This is a genomic window from Rhizobium chutanense, from assembly GCF_002531935.1.
In the GTDB taxonomy this organism is placed as follows: domain Bacteria; phylum Pseudomonadota; class Alphaproteobacteria; order Rhizobiales; family Rhizobiaceae; genus Rhizobium; species Rhizobium chutanense.
This window is the reverse complement of sequence record NZ_NWSV01000005.1, coordinates 1-18,102: the sequence shown is the minus strand read 5'-3', so window position 1 is coordinate 18,102 and position 18,102 is coordinate 1. Positions and strand designations below refer to the sequence as shown.

Here is an 18,102-nt window from a genome sequence, read left to right as displayed (position 1 = left end):
TCTCCCAGTTCAGATTTCGTTCCAGTTTAGTTGTGAATGGCCGACGTCGCCTTTAAGCTCTCTCCAGTTTCCGCATCGAAAAAATGCAGGTCTGCAGGATCAAAGACCAACTCGACCGCGTCCCCGCGCCTCACAGGAGCAAAGCTCGGAAATTTGGAATTGACTTCCGTTCCCTCGACATTGACCAGGACGAACGTGTCCGACCCGGTCGTTTCAAGCGAGGTCACAACGCCGGTGATTTTCTCGGTGCATCTTGATGGCGCATCCTTCACCCATTGAATCTCGTCCGGCCGAATACCCAACTCGATCTTGTCCGAGAGCCGGTCCCTGGTGAAGGTTCGACCCTGCATCGAAAAGGTCGTGCCGAAGCAACGCACGTTTACCCTATCGCCCTCGACATTCACCGTTGCTGGAAGGATATTCATGCGGGGGGATCCGATGAACCTGCCGACAACCTTGTTGGCCGGCGCCCTATAAAGCTCGGCGGGGGTCGCGACCTGGAGAATGCGACCGTGATCGAACACCGCGATCCGGTGCCCCATCGTCATCGCCTCGACCTGGTCGTGGGTGACATAGACGGCCGTGACACCCAACTGGCGTTGCAATTCGGCGATCTCGGTTCGCATGTGGGTGCGCAGGCTCGCGTCAAGATTCGACAGCGGTTCGTCGAGCAGAAAGATGCGTGGCCGACGGATCATCGAGCGCGCCAGAGCCACACGCTGGCGCTGTCCGCCCGAAAGCTCGCTAGGGTGCCGGTTCAACAGTGTCTCAAGTCCGACAAGCTTCGCGACCTTATCGATGCTGGCGGCGATCTCGGACTTGTTCTCGTGCCGGATCTGTGGGCCGAAAGCCAGATTCTGACGAACGGTCATGTGCGGATAAAGCGCGTAACTTTGGAAGACCATGGAAATGTTGCGGCGTCCGGGCGACGTCAGCGTGACATCATCACGACCAAGCAGGATCTTTCCGTAGGTTGGAGTTTCCAAGCCCGCCAGCATTCTAAGCGTCGTCGTCTTTCCGCATCCGGACGGGCCGACGAACACCATGAACTCGCCATCCCTGATTTCGAGATTGAGGTCCTCGATAGCGGTGTGCGTGCCAAATTGCTTCCAGACATTCGCGAAAGTGACCGAAGTCATAAGCTCTCCTCCAGAGGGTTGGCTTGTTGGTGAACTTGACTTTGCCGAAGAGCAAATCCGCCTTCGGTGCGTTTGAGGGGACGTGCCCCGCAAACTTGCAAACAAGGCGCAAGACCCAACTTTTCCCGCCCTCATTCCCCTTCATATTGTTGGATCAAGTGAACACTATGATCCAGATATCTGTCAAGAGGATCATGTGATCCACGCGGCACATTTGTCGTCCGTCCAGGAATCGCTCAGCGTCAGGAACGCCATTTTCCCGCGAAATCGGCCAATGGGGTTTGGGGAGCGCCGCCTTCCACCGCGACGCCTGACGAGCGTTTCAGCGATCTTGCCAAGCGGAAAAAAGATAATGGATCACATGATCCTATTGACAGTTTGTTGGATCATTGTATTCATTGACCCTATGCGATGGATTGGCGTGGACGCGACGTCGGACCGCGCCGGACGCCTCGGGGATTGGCGCGCGTCGTGGGGTAGTGAGAACCTATGGCCCGCATTTCGCATACCAATGCCATGGGGATAGCACGGCGGCCCCGCGCCCCCATGACATCAACGCGCATCGCGACCATTGTCGTGACCGAAGTGTCGCCAAGCAGCAATTGAGACGCCTATGGGCAACAGTCGTCAACGTATCGCGGCATGATAGCCAGACAGGCAATAGAGAAGGAAAGTTGAATGAGCGAGCCAAAATTCCGGGTCCTGCACACGATGGTGCGTGTCAGGGATCTCGATAAGTCGATTGATTTCTACACGCGCCTACTTGGAATGACGTTGCTGCGCAGACTCGATTATCCAGAAGGCAAGTTCACTATCGCCTTCGTTGGCTACGGTCCCGAGGAATCCAATGCCGTTGTCGAGCTCACGCACAATTGGGAGCAGGAAGCCGCCTATGACCTAGGCACGGGTTACGGACATATCGCGCTCGGTGTCAGGAAAATTTACGCCGTCTGCGATGAACTGGCGGCGAGTGGCGCCAAAATCCCGCGCCCCGCGGGGCCCATGAAGCACGGAACGACCGTGATCGCCTTCGTGGAGGATCCCGACGGCTACAAGATCGAGTTGATCGACCTCGATACTCTCGGCTGACATTCGTCAGTATCACACCAATTCTGGCGCCTGGATGCCAGCCTCGACCGCGGAGATAATCAGGATGACCATCGAAAACGAAACGGGAATTATTCTTGTCGCCCCCCATCGGTTCCCGAATGTCGATCGGGAACGCGCCCTCGCCGAACGCTTGCGCCGTGAGATTGTCGTGGCCGAGGATCAGGCATCATTCCGCGCCCATATGGCCGAGGCGGAGGTTGTCATGATGACCCCCTACGCCAAGATGACCGCGGAGGAATTCGGGTTATTGCGGCGCTGCAAGGCGGTCGTGCGATACGGTGTCGGCTATGACAATATTGATGTCGCGGCCGCCAATAGGCTCGGTGTGCCTGTGACAATCGTGCCGGATACGGCTTCCGAGGAAGTGGCCTCGCATGCCCTGGCGATGGGGCTAGCGCTGGCACGGCGTATTCCGCAGGGCCATGCGGCTATCGGGGCCGGCGAATGGGCCGGGGTGATCGGTCTTGATGCACCAAAGCTGTCCAACCTGCGGGTTGGCGTTGTGGGAACTGGCCGCATCGGACGGTTGGTCGCGACATGGTGGGCGGCCATCGGCGCCAAGGTCCATGCGTTTGACCCGATCTCGACGTTCAAGGACGTCACGGCCGCCTCATTGAAGCAGGTGCTGGAGGAGTCGGATGTTGTTTCGCTGCATTTGCCACTCACAGACGAGACGCGCCACCTGATATCGGCTGAGGTACTGAAACGTATGCGCCGCAACGCGGTTATCATCAACGTGTCCCGGGGAGGGCTCATCGATGAGGAGGCGCTCGCCGCCGCCCTGCGCGCGGGAACCATCGCCGGTGCCGGGCTCGACACATTCGCCCAGGAGCCTTTGCCTGCCGGCCACCCCTTGCGTGATGCGCCCAATACCCTCTTCACGCCGCATGTGGCTTGGCGATCGACGACGTCACTCGACGCGCTGCAGGAACAGGCTGTTGAAAGAGCGAGGCGAGCGCTACAAGGTGAACCCCTGCCGGATCTTGTCACGCGGTGACAGGGTCGCGATGTCATCGGTCCTGATTTCCGCCTCCTCGCAGTGGTACACGGCCCAAATATCACGGAACCGACAATGTATGGGTCAAGAAAGATGAGGCCGCCACGGTTAAATGTGATTGGAACGGCGGCGTCATACTTCCAGGTGATTGGCGGCAGGGCTTGAACGTCAGATGTCGACAACCGGAACAACAACGCGATGCAAAATATCGACAACGCGCTTTTGGAACTGCCTGCCGAGTTAGTAACAAGGGATCAGGATATCCTGTCGTCCTACCTTACGGATTTTCGTCGGCAGTATACGGGAGCAACAACGGCGTTGCTGCGCCCACGCCACACGGCTGACGTTCAGACGATCATCCGTGTGTGCGCGAAACATCGGGTTGGTATCGTGCCGCAAGGCGGAAATACCAGCTATTGCACGGCCGCCACGCCAAACGCCGATGGGCGGGAATTGCTGATCAGCCTTGAGAAAATGAACCGGCTGCGCGACCTCGACAAGGAAAATCTCTCGGTCACCGCCGATGCCGGAATGATACTTGCCGATTTGCAGCGCGCGGCCGACGAGGCGGGCCTGCTGCTGCCCCTTGCCTTGGGCTCGCAGCAATCCTGCCGTCTCGGTGGCAATCTGTCGACCAACGCGGGGGGAATCAACGTCGTGCGATACGGAATGACGCGCGACCTGGTGCTCGGGCTCGAGGCGGTATTGCCTGATGGTTCAATATATAGCGAACTAAACCCGCTACGCAAAAATAACTCCGGCTATGACGTGAAACAGCTTTTTATCGGAGCTGAGGGGACACTGGGCATCATCACCGGCGTTTCCCTTAAACTGATGAGAAAATCGTGCCAGACGATCACTGCCTTCCTGGCGGTTCGCGATATCTCCTCGCTCAGTGCCATTCTCAATGCCGCCCAGATCCAAAGCGGAGAAGCGATCACGTCATTCGAATATATCTCGAGCGCGTCCTTGAACCTGCTTCTGACCGCCAAAAAGCACCTTCGCCATCCACTGCCGGATGAAAGCGAGCACTATGTCGTTCTGGAGGCCGCGACGGTCTCTCCCATTCTGAACCTCGAGGAATGCATGAACGCGCTTCTTGCCGAGCTCCTTGAAAGCGGAATGATCGGTGACGGCACAATAGCCGCGAGCCAACAACAGCGGGCTGCCCTTTGGTATTTGCGCGAGAGCATTCCTGAAGCGGAAGTCCACCACGGCGGATCCGTCAAGCACGACATCGCGGTTCGAACCTCCCGCCTTTCGGCCTTTATCGAATCGGCGTCCCGCCTTGTCAAAAAACATCGGGACGATGCCATTCTCTCGATCTACGGCCATGTTGGCGACGGTAACGTCCACTTTAACATTGTCCCGCCCATTGGGATCGACCAGAACGCCTTCAAGGACCGGGTTGAACGGGAAATCTCTCCTGAAATTTATCAGCTGGCTTTTGAGATGGGCGGCACATTCAGCGCCGAATACGGGATTGGACGCGTTAAGCTCGACCTGCTTAGGCGCTACGGCGCCGAGGGCAAAACACATATCATGGAGCGGATCAAGACCGCTATCGATCCGCGTGGAATTTTGAATCCCGGAAAAGTTATCCCCTGATGGGATGCGTGTCATCGGTCCGTCAACACCGGTAGCGCTTGCTCGATCATTGCACTATCCGTCTCAATCTGTGGCGAGGCGGCCATATGACAATGGCCGCCTCGGTGCCTTGAAAGTGTGTCGCGGCCAGAAGCAATCAGCGCCTCACGGCGCTTCCGGCACATCGAGATAAACAGCGCCTCTTGCTTGCACGCGCTCGATCGTGTCCATGATCTCGTCGTAATCCGGCGTCTCGTGCATCGCCTCTTGCCCTGGATATCGCAGTTTTCCTGTGATCGCCTCGTCAAGGAAGTAGGCGCCGGCGATCAGGAAACTAATCACATGGAAGTCTTCGCCGCCAAGGGCGCGGATCACCTCCAGAGCATTGTCCGGACGATTTTCCGGCAGACGCGACAACGCCTTGAGGAATGACGGCGCCATATCGTCGCGCTCCTTCAGGGCGCGAGGCAACAGATGATCGATAATGCCAGCCTCCGTCGCCGAGGGCATCGCGTATTTCGGATCCGAAGGGATAAGGGCATCGGCGACCCATTCGATTTTGGCTCGCAGGGGAAGAATGTCGTAAGTCATGGCTTAATGTCCAACCTTTCGCGCTTCGGCGGCCTGACTGACCGGCTGGGAGCGCCGGTTAGCAATAATCGATTCCGCGTTTCGCAAGGCAAGCGCGGTCACGGTTCCCGTGGGATTAACCGCACCCGACGTTGGCATGACGCTGCCATCCATGACAAAGAGATTTGGAACATCATGGGAGCGGCCGAAAGCGTCGACCACCGAGTTCCCGGGATCCTTGCCCATGCGCACCGTTCCGAGTATGTGCCAGCCGGTTTCGCGCATTAGAGGCGTGCCCGCGACCTCGTAGGCGCCCGCTTCCCTCATCGATTCCGAGGCCCGTGTCACATTGTAGTTCAAGAGGTCCACGGTGTTTTGGGACGCCTTGTACGTCACCTTGACGGCCGCCATGCCTTGAGCATCCGTCACATCGGGGTCGAGGGTGACCATGTTTTCCTCATTCGGCAAATCCTCAGCCATGATCCCCCAATACGCGGAGCGGCCGAAGCGCTTATGCACGGTGTCGTGGAAGTTCTCGCCCCAGACGTCGTCACTGCTGCCCCATGGCCAACTGCCCACCGAGGCCAGCGGTCCACCCATTCCCATGAGTTGCCACTTCGCGCCGCGATAGAAATTCGTATCCTTGCGTGTCTCGGCGAATTCCAGTGAATAGGCCCGTTGCCCATAAGGGCCCTGCCAGTTCTCGAAGAAATCGTCAAAGAGGCCGGTCACCGTCCCGTAGGGGTGCATCATCAGTCGCTTGCCGACCAGGCCGGACGAATTTCCCAACCCGTCTGGATGTCGGTTCGACGCGGAATTCAACAAAAGCCTTGGTGTGCCGATCCCGTTGGCCGAGACGATGACGGCGCGCCCCGGCTGGAAATGTGTGGCTCCGCTCTCGCGATCGACATACGTGACGCCGGTAGCAAGGCCATCGGCTCCGGTTTCGACGCGCAGCACCCGCGCATTCTGGACAAGTTTCACACCGAGTTTGATGCAGGCTGGCCAGTGCGTGCGGTCGACTGAGGCCTTGGCCCCATCAAAGCATCCCCAGGTGCACGCGCCACGCCGCACGCAGGGCAACAGACCGTTGTGCTTGACGGTCGCGATCGAGTTGCTGCCGGGCCACCAGTGCCAGCCAAGCCGATCATGCGCGGAGGCGAATTTCCGTTCCATCGCCCCCATCGGGAAAGGAGGCAGGGGGATGTCAAAACCTGGCGGGTAGGCGGGGTCCCCGCCAACCCCGGAAACCGCGAAGTCATTTTCGACCCGGGCGTAGAATGGTTCGAGTTCCGCGTAGCTCAGGGGCCAGTCGTCCGCAATTCCATCAACTGACCGAACTCGGAAGTCACTGGGCTTGAGCCGATGCCAGGCCGCCGCATACAAAACCGAGCTGCCGCCGACACCGTTCCACATCAGCGGCTCAATGTCCGAGTCACTGACGTCGATTGGATAGTCGGAAGGGGCCCTGCGGCGGTTTGGGTTGGTGGCGAAATGCTGTTGCTTCGTCAGTTCGAATTCAAGACCGGAGTGCCGGAGCTTGGTGTAATCCGGGTAGCCGCCCTGCTCAAGACAGATGACCGACATTCCTTCTTCCGCCAGGCGTTTGGCTGCGACCGCGCCAGACGGGCCGGCGCCCACGATCACGACATCATAAACAGTCGCTTGGCTCTCATTGGTCATCTGATTACCTCCTTATAAACAACGCGCAACTCCTCGAGCCGCGGTCTGGACGCTTGCCGCCCCCTCGCCAAGGCCGCGATACCGACGCCTCCGCCGAGATCTGGCCCGTGAGGTTGTCTGTCATCCAGCGGCCCGGGGTCCGCTCCAAGCTCGGCGTGTTCGGCTCGTTCGCGCGATGTCCGCCCGCCGGTCAACATATCGTCACTTCTTCCTGGTCCCATCAACGAGTTCCCGAGCAAGTGACGCGATTTTCTCACGCCGACCGTTAACTCTCCAGGCGCGAGTTTCGTGACCGCAGTCAACATCATGATCCAGAGTTATGTCAAGAGGATCAACTGATCCAAAAGAAATTTTCGTGTCGCCGGCCGCCTTGGAGCTCGTCCTTGCCGCCTTGTCCGTTGTTGCGCCGGCCCGGATTATGTGGTGGGCCGCTGAAAAGCTTGCCCAAATGATTTGGATCACATGATCCTGTTGACATTATCTTGGATCATAGTGTTTATTGCATCCAGCTCAGGTGTGGATGGAGAACAGTATGAAACTCGATCAGGTACACAGCAGTGAATCACGTTCGGCTGTTGGCGATAGCTCCAAATCCGCGTATGCGCGGGAACGGAAGGTGGTGCCAGGGGGCTCGATGCGCGCGGCATCGTGGTTTCAACCCAATCCGCCCTATGCGGCCCGCGGCGAGGGTTGCTGGGTCATCGACATTGATGGGCGACGGCTCCTTGATTGCGCGAATAACTTCTTCTCGCTTATTCATGGGCACGCATACGCGCCTGTCCTGGACGCGGTACGCGGAGCAATGACGAAGGGGACCGCGTTCGGCATGCCGACGGAGAGCGAGATTCTTCTCGCGGAAGCTCTGGCCGCGAGAAATCCGCGCATGGAACAGACCCGTTTCTGCAACTCGGGAACCGAGGCGGTGCTGGCCGCGATCAAGGGGGCGCGGGGTCTGACCGGACGCCATAGGATCGCGAAGTTCGAGGGGTGCTACCACGGTGCCTACGATTGGGTCGAGGTGAGCCTTGATCCAACGCCCGCCAATTGGGATGACGAGAACGGCAACCCGGCGTCTGTCCGCTGCAACGCGGGAACGCCCGACACAGTCCTGAGGGACGTGGTGGTGCTCCCTTATGATGATCCGCAGCGCTGTGCCGACATCCTTCGTCGGGAAGGGACCTCACTCGCGGCGGTGATCGTCGATCCGCATGCCTCGCGTGCCGGCACGGTGCCCATGTCTCGAGAAACTGCCTCGGTCATCCAAGAGGCTTGCCGTCGCGATGGCATCATTCTTATCGCCGACGAGGTGATCAGCTTTCGCCTGTCGTACGAAGGGGCGTCGCCGCTTTTTGGTCTCGAGCCGGATCTGATCACAACCGCGAAAATCATTGGCGGCGGACTGCCGATCGGCGCCGTATCCGGACGCGCGAACTTGATGGCCGTCTTCGATCATTCCGCTGGCAAGCCGAAAGTGTCGATGGGCGGCACGTTCAGCGCCAATCCGCTCAGTATGGCCGCGGGCCTGACCTCGCTCGAGCATTACTCCCGGCCCGTGGTGGATCGTCTCAACTCGCTTGGCGACCTGTTGCGCACGAGGATCGGCAAGGGGTTCGCCGATGCTGGCGTTGCCGCGACAGTCACGGGAATGGGATCACTTTTCCGCGTTCATGTCGGTCCGGGTAAGGTGACCGGCTATCGAAGCGCGTTCCCGACATCCGAGGCTGGCAATCTTATCCGCCGTATCCAATTGGCGATGTTGGACGAGAACGTCCTTCTCACGCCAAATTGCTCCGGCGCGCTCTCAAGTCCAATGACTGAGGTCGAGGTCTCCGCGATCGCCGACAAGCTGGTGCGCGTCGTTAGAAGAGAGCTCGGTGATCACCCGGGCGCCACCACCTGAGGCTATATGTTCAGCGGCCTCTGACACACGATATAAAAGATGGTGAAACAACGATGAGTGGACAGCCGATGTTAATTGCACCCTACCGCGTCGGAGTAGATATCGGCGGTACCTTTACCGACCTGGTCATGGTTGATTCCATAGGCGCCGTGCGCGCGTTCAAGGCTCCGTCGGTCCCATCCGATCCCACAGAAGGCGTTCTCTCGGCAATCCGGCTGGCAGCGGCCGCTCTGTCAATCGATGTTGAGACATTCCTCTCCAACACCGAGTTATTCGTTCACGGCTCCACCATCGCGACGAACACGCTCCTTGAGAAGAAGGGGGCGAAAGTCGGGCTGCTGGTGACGGACGGCTTTCGCGACTCGCTGGAGATCCGGCGCTCCATGCGCGAGTTTGTCTGGGATCACCGTAAACCGTTTCCTGAGGTTCTGGTGCCTCGCTATCTTCGCCTGCCGGTCGTCGAGCGCCTGGAGCAGGATGGAACCGTCAGGATACCGTTTGACCCAGAGTCCGTCGCGGCCGCGGCACGTGTTTTCGAGGAGGAGGGTGTCGAGGCGATCGCCATTTGCTTCCTGCATTCCTACGCGAACCCTGTTCATGAAAGGGCTGCCAGGGCAGAGCTGCTGAAGCTTCTTCCCGATGTTTGGGTGACAGCCTCGTCGGAGATCGCCCCGACAATCGGCGAGTATGAGCGCACGTCCACGACCGTCGTCAACGCTTATGTCGCGCGTCGTGTCGTTCCCTATCTCGAGAGCCTATCGCATCGCCTCTCATCGCTTGGCCTGAAACGCAAGCTGCTGATGATTCAGTCGAATGGGGGCGCGATTTCCATCGATGAGATCGGGCATGCGCCCGCCAGCCTGGTGCTGTCCGGACCGGCCGCGGGCGTTGGCTCCTTGAAATTCTTCGGCCAGGATACAGGGTCGGAGCGCCTGATGTCGATCGAGATTGGTGGAACGAGCTGTGACGTCACACTGATGGAACACGGTACGGTGTCAATGACCGACCAGATCGTGGTCGATGGCTACCACTTGAATATTCCGTCCGTTGACATTCACACCGTTGGAGCGGGCGGAGGCACGATCGCCTCTGTGGATGGCGCGGGGCTTCTCAAGGCAGGACCGGAAGGGGCCGGTTCAACCCCCGGCCCGGCGGCTTATGGTCGCGGTGGGACGCGTCCGACCGTGACGGACGCGCAGCTTGTGCTCGGACGGCTGAAGCCTGGTCCCTACGCGGGCGGCGTGATCGCTCTCAGCCTTGAAAAAGCAATCGAGGCCATCGAGACGCATGTGGCAAAGCCGCTTGGTCTGAGTGTCAACGACGCGGCGGCGGGCATCATCCAGCTCGTGGAACAGAATATTCTTCATGCCGTGGAGCAGGCCTCGCTCGAGAAGGGATACAATCCGAGAGCATTTACCCTCGTGGCTTGTGGTGGCGCAGGTCCGCTGCATGGTCCCTCGACCGCTCGGCTGCTTGGCTGCTCAAGCCTATATATCCCACGACTCGCGGGCGTCTTCTGCGCGTTTGGGATGTGTAACTCGGACCTTCGTCACGACTATGTTCGAAGCTGGCTCAAGAATCTCGACCATGCGGAGAACTCAGGACCCAAAGTGCTCGAGGCCGCCTTCCTCGAGCTGCAGGGCGAGGCGAGCGAGGTTCTGGTGCGCGAGGGTTTCACAGGCGACAAAGCTGTCCTCAAACGTGGTTACGACCTTCGCTACTTCGGGCAGCAATGGACGATTCCAGTGGAATGCTCGGCAACCGACGCGGTCACCATCCGCACGGCATTCGAACAGGTTTACCAGAGGCTCTTTGGCTATGTACAGCCGGCCGGCGCCATCGAGATCGTGAATTTGCGGTTGGCTGCGATCGGCAAGCTTGATGCTTTGCAGGTTGCCACGGGGACGGCCGTCGTGGCGGACCCGGTGGCGATTTCGCGTCGTCCGGTCTGGATTAACAAGGAACTGGGGTTTGTTGAAACCCCTGTCTATGATGGCACGGTTCTGGCCCCCCGCCAGCAGCTAACGGGACCCGCTATCATCGAGGAAGCAACGACCACGCTTATTCTCGGGGCTGGCGATAAGCTGACAATGACCGAGGCGGGCAACTATCACGTTGATATCCTGCAGGGCGAGGCAGCATGAATACGCCGATCATTCCTGACCATTATTTGACGATCGCCGCACCTTTGGCGCGGCGGCGGTCAAGCGCTCCGCATTTCGCAAGAATTGACGAGGTCAAACTATGAGCACTGTCTTGTCCCACGAATACGATCCTGTTCTCATCGCAATCCTTCAGCGACAGTTGGACCACATCAGCCTGCAGATGGGCACCATCATGACCAGGACGGCGCGGAGTCCAATCTTCAGCCAGAGCCATGACTTCTCCTGCTTCCTAAGCAACGCGGACGGCGAGACGGTCGCTCAAGCCGATGGTCTTCCCATCCATTCCGGGAGTGGTGGATTCGCGGTGCGCGCGGTCCTGCGTGATTTTACCGGGCGTATCGACCCGGAAGACGTCTTTATCTTGAGCGATCCTTACGCAGCGGGGGGCAACCACCTGCCAGACTGGACGCTTATCCGGCCCGTGTTCGTAGATGGCCAACTGGTCGGCTTCTGCAGCAACCGCGCCCACCAGTCCGATATCGGCGGCGGCGCCGCCGGTACCTACAATGCCAAGGCAACCGAGATTTTCCACGAGGGGATTCGGCTGCCGGTTCTCAAACTGATCGAGAAGGGGCAGCTCAGGGACGACCTTTGGCGCATGTTGCTCCTCAATTCGCGCTGCCCGGATCTACTGGAGGGCGATCTTGGCGCGATGATCGGTTCGACACGCATCGGCGGTCAACGCTTGGCCGACGTTATCGCCCAATTTGGGGTGAGCAAAGGCCGATCCTATCTCGACGCGCTTCTCGACTATGGCGAGCGGCGGATGCGTCAGGCCATCTCCGAGCTTCCAAACGGTGTCTGGCAGGCATCCGATTTCAGCGATACCGACTGCTTCGAGATTGTCGATATCGAGACGCGGATCGCGATGACCATCGACGATGACTCAATCACCTTCGATTTCACAGGGACATCGCCGCAAATCAAGGGTTTCAAGAATAGCGGGATCGCGAATACGCATTCGGCAGTTTATTGCGCCCTATCAGCCTTCCTCGACCCCGCGATCCCTCACAACGAGGGCACTTACCGCTGCGTCAAGATCATCGCGCCCGAGGGAACGGTGGTGAATGCCCTGCCACCGGCACCAATGACCATGAACACCGTCTTTCCGGCGATCGACATCATGAACGCATGCTGGGGAGCATTGGCTCAGGCTGATCCCGAACGCGCCTGCGCTGGTTGGGGCAAGTCGGTATTCGGCATCTCCTCCGGCAAGAAGCCAGACGGCAATGTCTTCGTCCTTTACCATTGGCACGGCAGTTCTGGCGGCGGCGCGGTCAAGGGACGCGATGGATTTCCGACCTCTAGCCACCAGATGACGCTCGGCGGGATGTTTATCCCCAATGTGGAGACCTACGAACAGTCCTATCCGATCCGCGTGCATCGCTACGAGATGCGGTGCGATACCGGCGGCGCGGGTCAATATCGCGGCGGAACCGGCGTCGACTATGTGGTCGATGTGTTGGCGGGCGGCGAACACCTCCTGCGCGGAGAGGGCGCGCGCAAGAAGACGGCGGCCGGCGTGAATGGCGGACATTGGGGAGAAAGGGGATCGATCAAGGCATTCGATCTGGCTACAGGTGACGAGCTTTACTGCCCGCCTTATGGCGTTGAGGAGGTCAAGCCATTCCACTTGGTGATCGAGGCCACGGCTGGGGGTGGCTGGGGGGATCCCCACCGGCGTGCCCCTGAATCGGTCCTGCGTGACGTTCGCGACGGTGTCGTGTCGCGTCAAGCGGCTCGAGATTTATACGGTGTTGAGATCTCCGCCGACGGAAAATCAATTCTGTCGACCGAGGCTAGGCGCCAGACTGCCTAATGGGTCCCTGGGATTCAGCAGGATCTGTTGCCGTACAATCAGCAAGGGGAGTAAAAATGGATAAGAAACGTGCGAAGGATATTCTTCGGGAATATCACGAGGCCTGGTCGAGCGGCGACGTGGAGAAGGGCTGCAGCTATTATGGCGACAATCTTGTCGTCCACATGGGTGGCACGCACCCTGTTCTTTCCCGCGATTTCCACGGCGCGAAGGGTTTCATCGAGGGCTGGGTAAACAAGGTCGCTGCCTATACCGACAAGTGGATCGTTGGAGGCGAGGCCGGGCACGACGAGTTGATCGCGGAATCGGACGAGGCCATTGTGATCATGGTCCATGAAATATGGCGCCGTGGTGACAAAGAGGTGCGCACGGACCGTATCGCGGCCTATCGCTTCGAGAACGAGCTGATTGTTGAATGCTGGTTTTGCGATATGCGCCAGGCGGAAGTGGATGCTTTCTTCGCGGGTATTCAATAACGACGAAACGCGGTGGCGAGCGCCCAGGTAAATTCGCGCGGGCGTTCCCCGAAATTTAATCAGATTAGGATTGTGCGATGCCCGATTTCATCGTGGTGGGGGGAGGCTCGGCTGGATGCGCTATCGCAGGTCGACTGAGCGAGGATCCGGATGTGACCGTGACGCTGTTCGAGGCGGGCCCTCGCGACAGCAACATTTGGATCCGCTTTCCGGTGACGTTCTACAAATCGTTCAAGAGCTCCTTGCTGCATTGGTACAAGGTCGAGAAGCTCAAGCATCAAAACGATACCGAGCCAAAAGTTGGGCAAGCGCGCGTCCTGGGTGGAGGCAGCTCACTCAACGCCATGATTTATATGAGGGGCGCGCCATCGGATTACGATCGTTGGGTTGAGCATGGAGCTGCGGGTTGGGGCTATAAGGATGTCCTTCCCTATTTCCGCAAGGCGGAAAACAACGAAGTCTACTCGAACGACGTCCATGGGCAGGACGGACCCTTAAGCGTCTCGAATCAGCAGTACACGCTGCCGCTGACCAAAGCCTGGGTTAAAGCCTGCCAAGAGGCGGGCATACCCTACAATCCGGATTTCAATTCGGGAGAGCTGCAGGGAGCGGGGCTTTACCAACTGACGACGAGGAATGGTCGTCGGTGCAGTTCGGCCGATGCTTATCTTCGCCCAGCGCGAAAGCGTCGGAACCTGAACATTGTTACCGACAAGCAGGTCGTAAAAATCCTGCTAGAGGGCGGGCGTGCCACCGGCGTGCAGTATGTGGAGAATGGTCGCGTCAAGACGATGCGCGCTGAACGTGAGGTGGTTATCTCGTCGGGCGCGGTGGGTTCTCCCCGACTTCTCCTGCTTTCGGGTATTGGACCCGCGGCGGAGCTCCGGCAGGCCGGCCTCCAAGTGGTTCACGACCTGCCCGGTGTTGGCCAGAACCTTCAAGACCACACCGATTGCTTCCTGATATACGATCTGAAGTCGAGCACCAGTTACGACAAGTATAAGAAGTTACGGTGGCAGCTCGCCGCTGCCGCCCAATACGCGCTTTTTGGATCCGGGCCAATCACATCAAATATCTGCGAGGGCGGTGCCTTCTGGTGGGGTGATAAATCGGATCCGACCCCAGATCTTCAGTATCATTTCCTGGCTGGCGCCGGCATTGAGGAAGGTGTCGAAACCACCGCGAGCGGAAATGGGTGCACCTTGAACGTTTATGCTTGCCGGCCGAAATCGCGGGGCCGGATCGCGCTTCGCTCGTCGGATCCGAGTGTGCCGCCAATCGTCGACCCGAATTATCTCAGTCATCAGTATGATGTGGATCGCCTTGTCGACGGGATTAGGCTCGGACAGGAAATCATGGAACAACCGTCGATAAAGAAGTTTGTCAAGGCGTCGCATTTGCCTGCCAAGCCATTGAAAACCCGCGCCGAACTCGAGGAATTCGTGAGACGGTACACACAAGGGGCCTATCATATGAGCGGCGCGTGCAAGATCGGAACGGACGAGATGGCCGTGGTCGATCCCCAGTTGCGCGTCCATGGCATCGAGGGTCTGCGGGTCGCCGATACGTCCGTCATGCCGTTCGTTTCGTCGAGCAATATGAATGCTCCGGCGATCATGATCGGTGAGCGCGCTGCGGACTTTATGAAAGGGAACCGGATCTAAGGCCACCCCTTTTGTCCTGGACTGGTTTCGCCCTCCGGCATTGGACAGGATTGGGGTGTTGGGGCCTCGCTTGCCGGATTGAATGCCATTTTCTCACTCTTCACTCGAAAGCACCGGCAGGGTGCGGGAGGACCAATGAAACTCGTTACCTTTGAATCGGCTGGCTCTTGGAGAGCAGGTATCGTCATCGATTCGTCGATCTTTGACGTGGATGCGCTTTTGAATGGTGACAGCGCGACGTCGGCGCCGTCGGTGCGCCAATTGCTGGCGGAATACGGTGGCAGGCTGGCGGAGCTATCCGCGCGACTGATAGCGGCGGCGAAAGTGAATCCAAAGGCCGTTGTTGGTCCTGTTGACAAGGTTAGACTGGGGCCGCCCGTTACCGATCCATCGAAAGTTCTTTGCATCGGGCTCAATTACAACGATCATGTCGCTGAGACCGGGCGCGCGCTGCCATCTCATCCCGACATCTTCGCGAAATTCGCAAGCTCTCTCATCGGCCCGTTCGACGAAATAACCTGCTCCAATATCACTCCCAACCTCGACTTCGAAGGCGAACTCGCGATCGTGATCGGCAAGCAGTGCCGCTCCGTCAGTGCCGAGGAAGCCCTGGATTTTGTGGCCGGTGTCACCGTCCTCAATGACATCACGGCGCGCGACCTCCAGTATCGTGGGACGCAATGGCTCGCGGGCAAGGCTGTGGACGGCTCCACACCGGTTGGCCCGGCGTTGGTGACGCTGGACGAGGTCGGTGATATTCAGAACCTCGACATTCGAACCCGAGTCAACGGAGAGCAGGTTCAGTCGTCCAACACGCATCTCATGATTTTTTCGGTTCGCCATTTGGTCAGCTACATTTCCTATTTCCTGGCACTTTCCCCTGGCGACATGATCACAACCGGCACCCCTCAGGGCATCGGCGCGAAACGGCAGCCACCGCTCTGGTTGAAGCCTGGCGATACAGTTGAGGTAGAGCTTCAGAATGTTGGCGTTCTGCGCAACGTAGTGCGCTAACGAACATTTGGTTGCGGTATGACTGTGCCTAATTCATATAGGCTGTCAAAGGAGCGCCCCGCTGGTCTCGCTCGTGATTTCCGGAACTCCTGGAAATCACGGTTAGGCCACCAAATACGGCGGAAAACTGTATGGCGCCCAACCATCAGTCGATGTTCGAGAGAGGACGCATGACCAGGCCAGAGTTGATCGAGCAAATAAAGACGATATGCGTTGAGCTCTCGGGACAGATGGTGGAAGGCGCCCATTACATCATCAATAATGCCGATGAAATTCCCTTCTACTCGATGCGGGAAATCGCGAGGCGGGCAAATGTTCAGCCCGTCAACCTTGTGCGACTGGCTCAAAAGCTGGGTCTCAGCGGCTATGGTGATCTGCGCCAACAATTCATCGACACGACGCCCAAACGCCCTCAGCGGGACCAGCAATCGCTTCACCGTAACGAAGCGAGCGCGCGCACGCTCATTGCTGAAATGGGTAAAAGTTCAGGCCTGAAGGCTTTTGTCGATTCATTTTTCGCGACTGAACAGGCCGTGGTGACACAGGCAAGGGCCCATCTGTCGGAGGAGCAGCTTGAAAACGCCGTTGAGCTGCTGGCGCATGCTCCCAAGGTCTATGTCATGGGTCGGCGCACCGCGTTCACTCCCGCCTACACCCTTGCTTACACGCTTCAAAAGGCGCGTCCAAGCATCTTGCTGCTGGATGGCCCTGGGGGAGCGCCGGAGGGGGCGTTGGACGACATCCGGCCGGGCGATGCCTTCGTCGCGGTAACCTTCGCGCCGTTTAATCGCCTCGTGCATCGAATGGCTGAGAAGGCAGCGCTTTCTGGAGCAAGGCTCATCGCCATCACCGACAGCTTCGCCGCCCCTATCAGCAAATTGGCGGGGCCGTTGCACTTTGTCGCCCAATCATCCGGCCGGGCCTTTCCCGAGTCCACGCTGGGAGCGATCGCGATCGCCAACATCCTTGCCGCATTGACGATCAGCAAGCTCGGGGAGGTGGCGGAGCGTCGAATTCGCGACAACGAGCGCTTCTTGGTCAATTCTGGTGAGTACCTCCTTTCCGGCGCTGCGAAGGCTCCCCGGCGGAGGAAGGTCGTCGACGCTCGGTCGTGACCGTTCGGCGCCAACCGTTGCTGGATAAAGGAGACTAGCGCCGACCGCGAGATGACGATGAGAGTCGGGGCGCGAGCCGCCTGATGTACCTGGCAGGGCCGAGGTAAGTCGCAGCCCAACATTCTGGGAAGATTTGGGATCAAATGATCCTATTGACATCATAGTGGATCATATGTTCTCTTATTCTCGACAACGAGGGGAGGCGGAGGGACGACGAAGCTGTTTCCAGAAATGCGATTTTGCTGCATCTCCAGCCGATCGTTTGAAGCGTGAGGACGTGACTCCTCGGTCGCCAGGCAAAGCGGTGACCGCGATGCTGATAGTGTGGAGGAAAGACCCATGAAGATTCTCGTGCCCGTCAAACGGGTTGTCGACTACAACGTAAAGATCCGGGTTCGTCCGGATGGCACGGGTGTCGAGCTTGCCAATGTGAAGATGTCGATGAACCCGTTCGACGAGATCTCGGTGGAAGAGGCGCTGCGGCTGAAGGAGGCCGGCAAGGCCGAGGAAGTGGTGGTGGTGTCGATCGGCCCTGCCAAGGCCGAGGAGACGCTGAGGACGGCGCTCGCCATGGGCGCCGACCGGGCGATCCTGGTCGAGACCGAGGATCAAGTCGAGCCGCTCGCCGTCGCCAAGATCCTCAAGGGTGTCGCCGATGCCGAACAGCCGGGGCTTGTCATCGTCGGCAAGCAGGCGATCGACGACGATTCGAACCAGACCGGCCAGATGCTGGCGGCCCTGCTGGGCTCGGCCCAGGCGACCTTCGCCTCGAAGATCGAGATCGGGGACGGCAAAGCAACCGTGACCCGCGAAGTCGACGGCGGCCTGCAGACGATCGAGATCAAGCTGCCGGCGGTGGTCAC

General features: G+C 58.9%; 14 protein-coding genes. 11 read left to right on the top strand and 3 right to left on the bottom strand.

Going from position 1 to position 18,102, the window contains the following annotated elements; genetic code table 11:
• Nucleotides 1–26 precede the first annotated feature (26 nt).
• Nucleotides 27–1,139, bottom strand: coding sequence for an ABC transporter ATP-binding protein (locus CO666_RS09595; protein WP_097611850.1), 1,113 nt, complete (start codon nucleotides 1,137–1,139; stop codon nucleotides 27–29).
• A gap of 678 nt (nucleotides 1,140–1,817) precedes the next feature.
• Between CO666_RS09595 and gloA the strand changes: the two genes are divergently transcribed.
• From gloA to CO666_RS09580, 3 genes are all read left to right on the top strand, one after another.
• Entirely contained in the window at nucleotides 1,818–2,228 is a 411-nt protein-coding gene (gloA, locus tag CO666_RS09590; RefSeq protein ID WP_097611849.1) for a lactoylglutathione lyase, read from the top strand.
• A 64-nt stretch (nucleotides 2,229–2,292) separates the two neighbouring features.
• The gene (locus CO666_RS09585; protein ID WP_097611848.1) at nucleotides 2,293–3,246 is read left to right on the top strand and encodes a C-terminal binding protein; all 954 of its coding nucleotides are present in this window, start codon (nucleotides 2,293–2,295) and stop codon (nucleotides 3,244–3,246) included.
• Between the two features lie 198 nt (nucleotides 3,247–3,444).
• Nucleotides 3,445–4,854 (top strand): FAD-binding oxidoreductase, encoded by a 1,410-nt coding sequence (locus CO666_RS09580; RefSeq protein ID WP_097611847.1) that lies wholly within the window; start codon nucleotides 3,445–3,447, stop codon nucleotides 4,852–4,854.
• 144 nt (nucleotides 4,855–4,998) lie between these two features.
• Here CO666_RS09580 and CO666_RS09575 read toward each other — a convergent pair whose 3' ends face one another.
• A complete protein-coding gene (locus CO666_RS09575) occupies nucleotides 4,999–5,424 on the bottom strand; it encodes a hypothetical protein (RefSeq protein ID WP_097611846.1) in 426 nt (141 codons plus the stop codon).
• A 3-nt stretch (nucleotides 5,425–5,427) separates the two neighbouring features.
• Entirely contained in the window at nucleotides 5,428–7,086 is a 1,659-nt protein-coding gene (locus CO666_RS09570) for a GMC family oxidoreductase (protein WP_097611845.1), read from the bottom strand.
• Between the two features lie 532 nt (nucleotides 7,087–7,618).
• Between CO666_RS09570 and CO666_RS09560 the strand changes: the two genes are divergently transcribed.
• The 8 genes from CO666_RS09560 to CO666_RS09525 form a co-directional block, all read left to right on the top strand.
• Nucleotides 7,619–8,986 (top strand): aspartate aminotransferase family protein, encoded by a 1,368-nt coding sequence (locus CO666_RS09560; protein ID WP_097611843.1) that lies wholly within the window; start codon nucleotides 7,619–7,621, stop codon nucleotides 8,984–8,986.
• A 53-nt stretch (nucleotides 8,987–9,039) separates the two neighbouring features.
• Complete coding sequence (locus tag CO666_RS09555) at nucleotides 9,040–11,130, top strand: hydantoinase/oxoprolinase family protein (RefSeq protein ID WP_245436763.1); 2,091 nt, start codon at nucleotides 9,040–9,042, stop codon at nucleotides 11,128–11,130.
• A 100-nt stretch (nucleotides 11,131–11,230) separates the two neighbouring features.
• Entirely contained in the window at nucleotides 11,231–12,970 is a 1,740-nt protein-coding gene (locus CO666_RS09550; RefSeq protein WP_097611842.1) for a hydantoinase B/oxoprolinase family protein, read from the top strand.
• A gap of 56 nt (nucleotides 12,971–13,026) precedes the next feature.
• Complete coding sequence (locus CO666_RS09545; RefSeq protein ID WP_097611841.1) at nucleotides 13,027–13,446, top strand: nuclear transport factor 2 family protein; 420 nt, start codon at nucleotides 13,027–13,029, stop codon at nucleotides 13,444–13,446.
• A gap of 77 nt (nucleotides 13,447–13,523) precedes the next feature.
• On the top strand, nucleotides 13,524–15,110 hold the full coding sequence (locus CO666_RS09540; RefSeq protein WP_097611840.1) for a GMC family oxidoreductase: 1,587 nt from the start codon (nucleotides 13,524–13,526) through the stop codon (nucleotides 15,108–15,110).
• Between the two features lie 135 nt (nucleotides 15,111–15,245).
• Complete coding sequence (locus CO666_RS09535; protein ID WP_097611839.1) at nucleotides 15,246–16,124, top strand: fumarylacetoacetate hydrolase family protein; 879 nt, start codon at nucleotides 15,246–15,248, stop codon at nucleotides 16,122–16,124.
• A 131-nt stretch (nucleotides 16,125–16,255) separates the two neighbouring features.
• Nucleotides 16,256–17,239 carry a MurR/RpiR family transcriptional regulator gene (locus CO666_RS09530; RefSeq protein ID WP_245436762.1) on the top strand — a complete coding sequence of 328 codons (984 nt, stop codon included), beginning with the start codon at nucleotides 16,256–16,258 and terminating at the stop codon, nucleotides 17,237–17,239.
• A 339-nt stretch (nucleotides 17,240–17,578) separates the two neighbouring features.
• The coding region (locus CO666_RS09525; protein ID WP_097611838.1) for an electron transfer flavoprotein subunit beta/FixA family protein at nucleotides 17,579–18,102 on the top strand (524 nt) is incomplete at its 3' end.

What these genes read in the sequence shown, in the direction of transcription:
- CO666_RS09580 (WP_097611847.1), top strand. Translation starts at nt 3,445, where the DNA reads ATGCAAAATATCGACAACGCGCTTTTGGAACTGCCTGCCGAGTTAGTA.
- CO666_RS09530 (WP_245436762.1), top strand. Translation starts at nt 16,256, where the DNA reads ATGGCGCCCAACCATCAGTCGATGTTCGAGAGAGGACGCATGACCAGG.
- CO666_RS09550 (WP_097611842.1), top strand. Translation starts at nt 11,231, where the DNA reads ATGAGCACTGTCTTGTCCCACGAATACGATCCTGTTCTCATCGCAATC.
- CO666_RS09570 (WP_097611845.1), bottom strand. Translation starts at nt 7,086, where the DNA reads ATGACCAATGAGAGCCAAGCGACTGTTTATGATGTCGTGATCGTGGGC.
- CO666_RS09540 (WP_097611840.1), top strand. Translation starts at nt 13,524, where the DNA reads ATGCCCGATTTCATCGTGGTGGGGGGAGGCTCGGCTGGATGCGCTATC.
- CO666_RS09575 (WP_097611846.1), bottom strand. Translation starts at nt 5,424, where the DNA reads ATGACTTACGACATTCTTCCCCTGCGAGCCAAAATCGAATGGGTCGCC.
- CO666_RS09555 (WP_245436763.1), top strand. Translation starts at nt 9,040, where the DNA reads ATGAGTGGACAGCCGATGTTAATTGCACCCTACCGCGTCGGAGTAGAT.
- CO666_RS09535 (WP_097611839.1), top strand. Translation starts at nt 15,246, where the DNA reads ATGAAACTCGTTACCTTTGAATCGGCTGGCTCTTGGAGAGCAGGTATC.
- CO666_RS09585 (WP_097611848.1), top strand. Translation starts at nt 2,293, where the DNA reads ATGACCATCGAAAACGAAACGGGAATTATTCTTGTCGCCCCCCATCGG.
- CO666_RS09595 (WP_097611850.1), bottom strand. Translation starts at nt 1,139, where the DNA reads ATGACTTCGGTCACTTTCGCGAATGTCTGGAAGCAATTTGGCACGCAC.
- CO666_RS09545 (WP_097611841.1), top strand. Translation starts at nt 13,027, where the DNA reads ATGGATAAGAAACGTGCGAAGGATATTCTTCGGGAATATCACGAGGCC.
- gloA (WP_097611849.1), top strand. Translation starts at nt 1,818, where the DNA reads ATGAGCGAGCCAAAATTCCGGGTCCTGCACACGATGGTGCGTGTCAGG.
- CO666_RS09560 (WP_097611843.1), top strand. Translation starts at nt 7,619, where the DNA reads ATGAAACTCGATCAGGTACACAGCAGTGAATCACGTTCGGCTGTTGGC.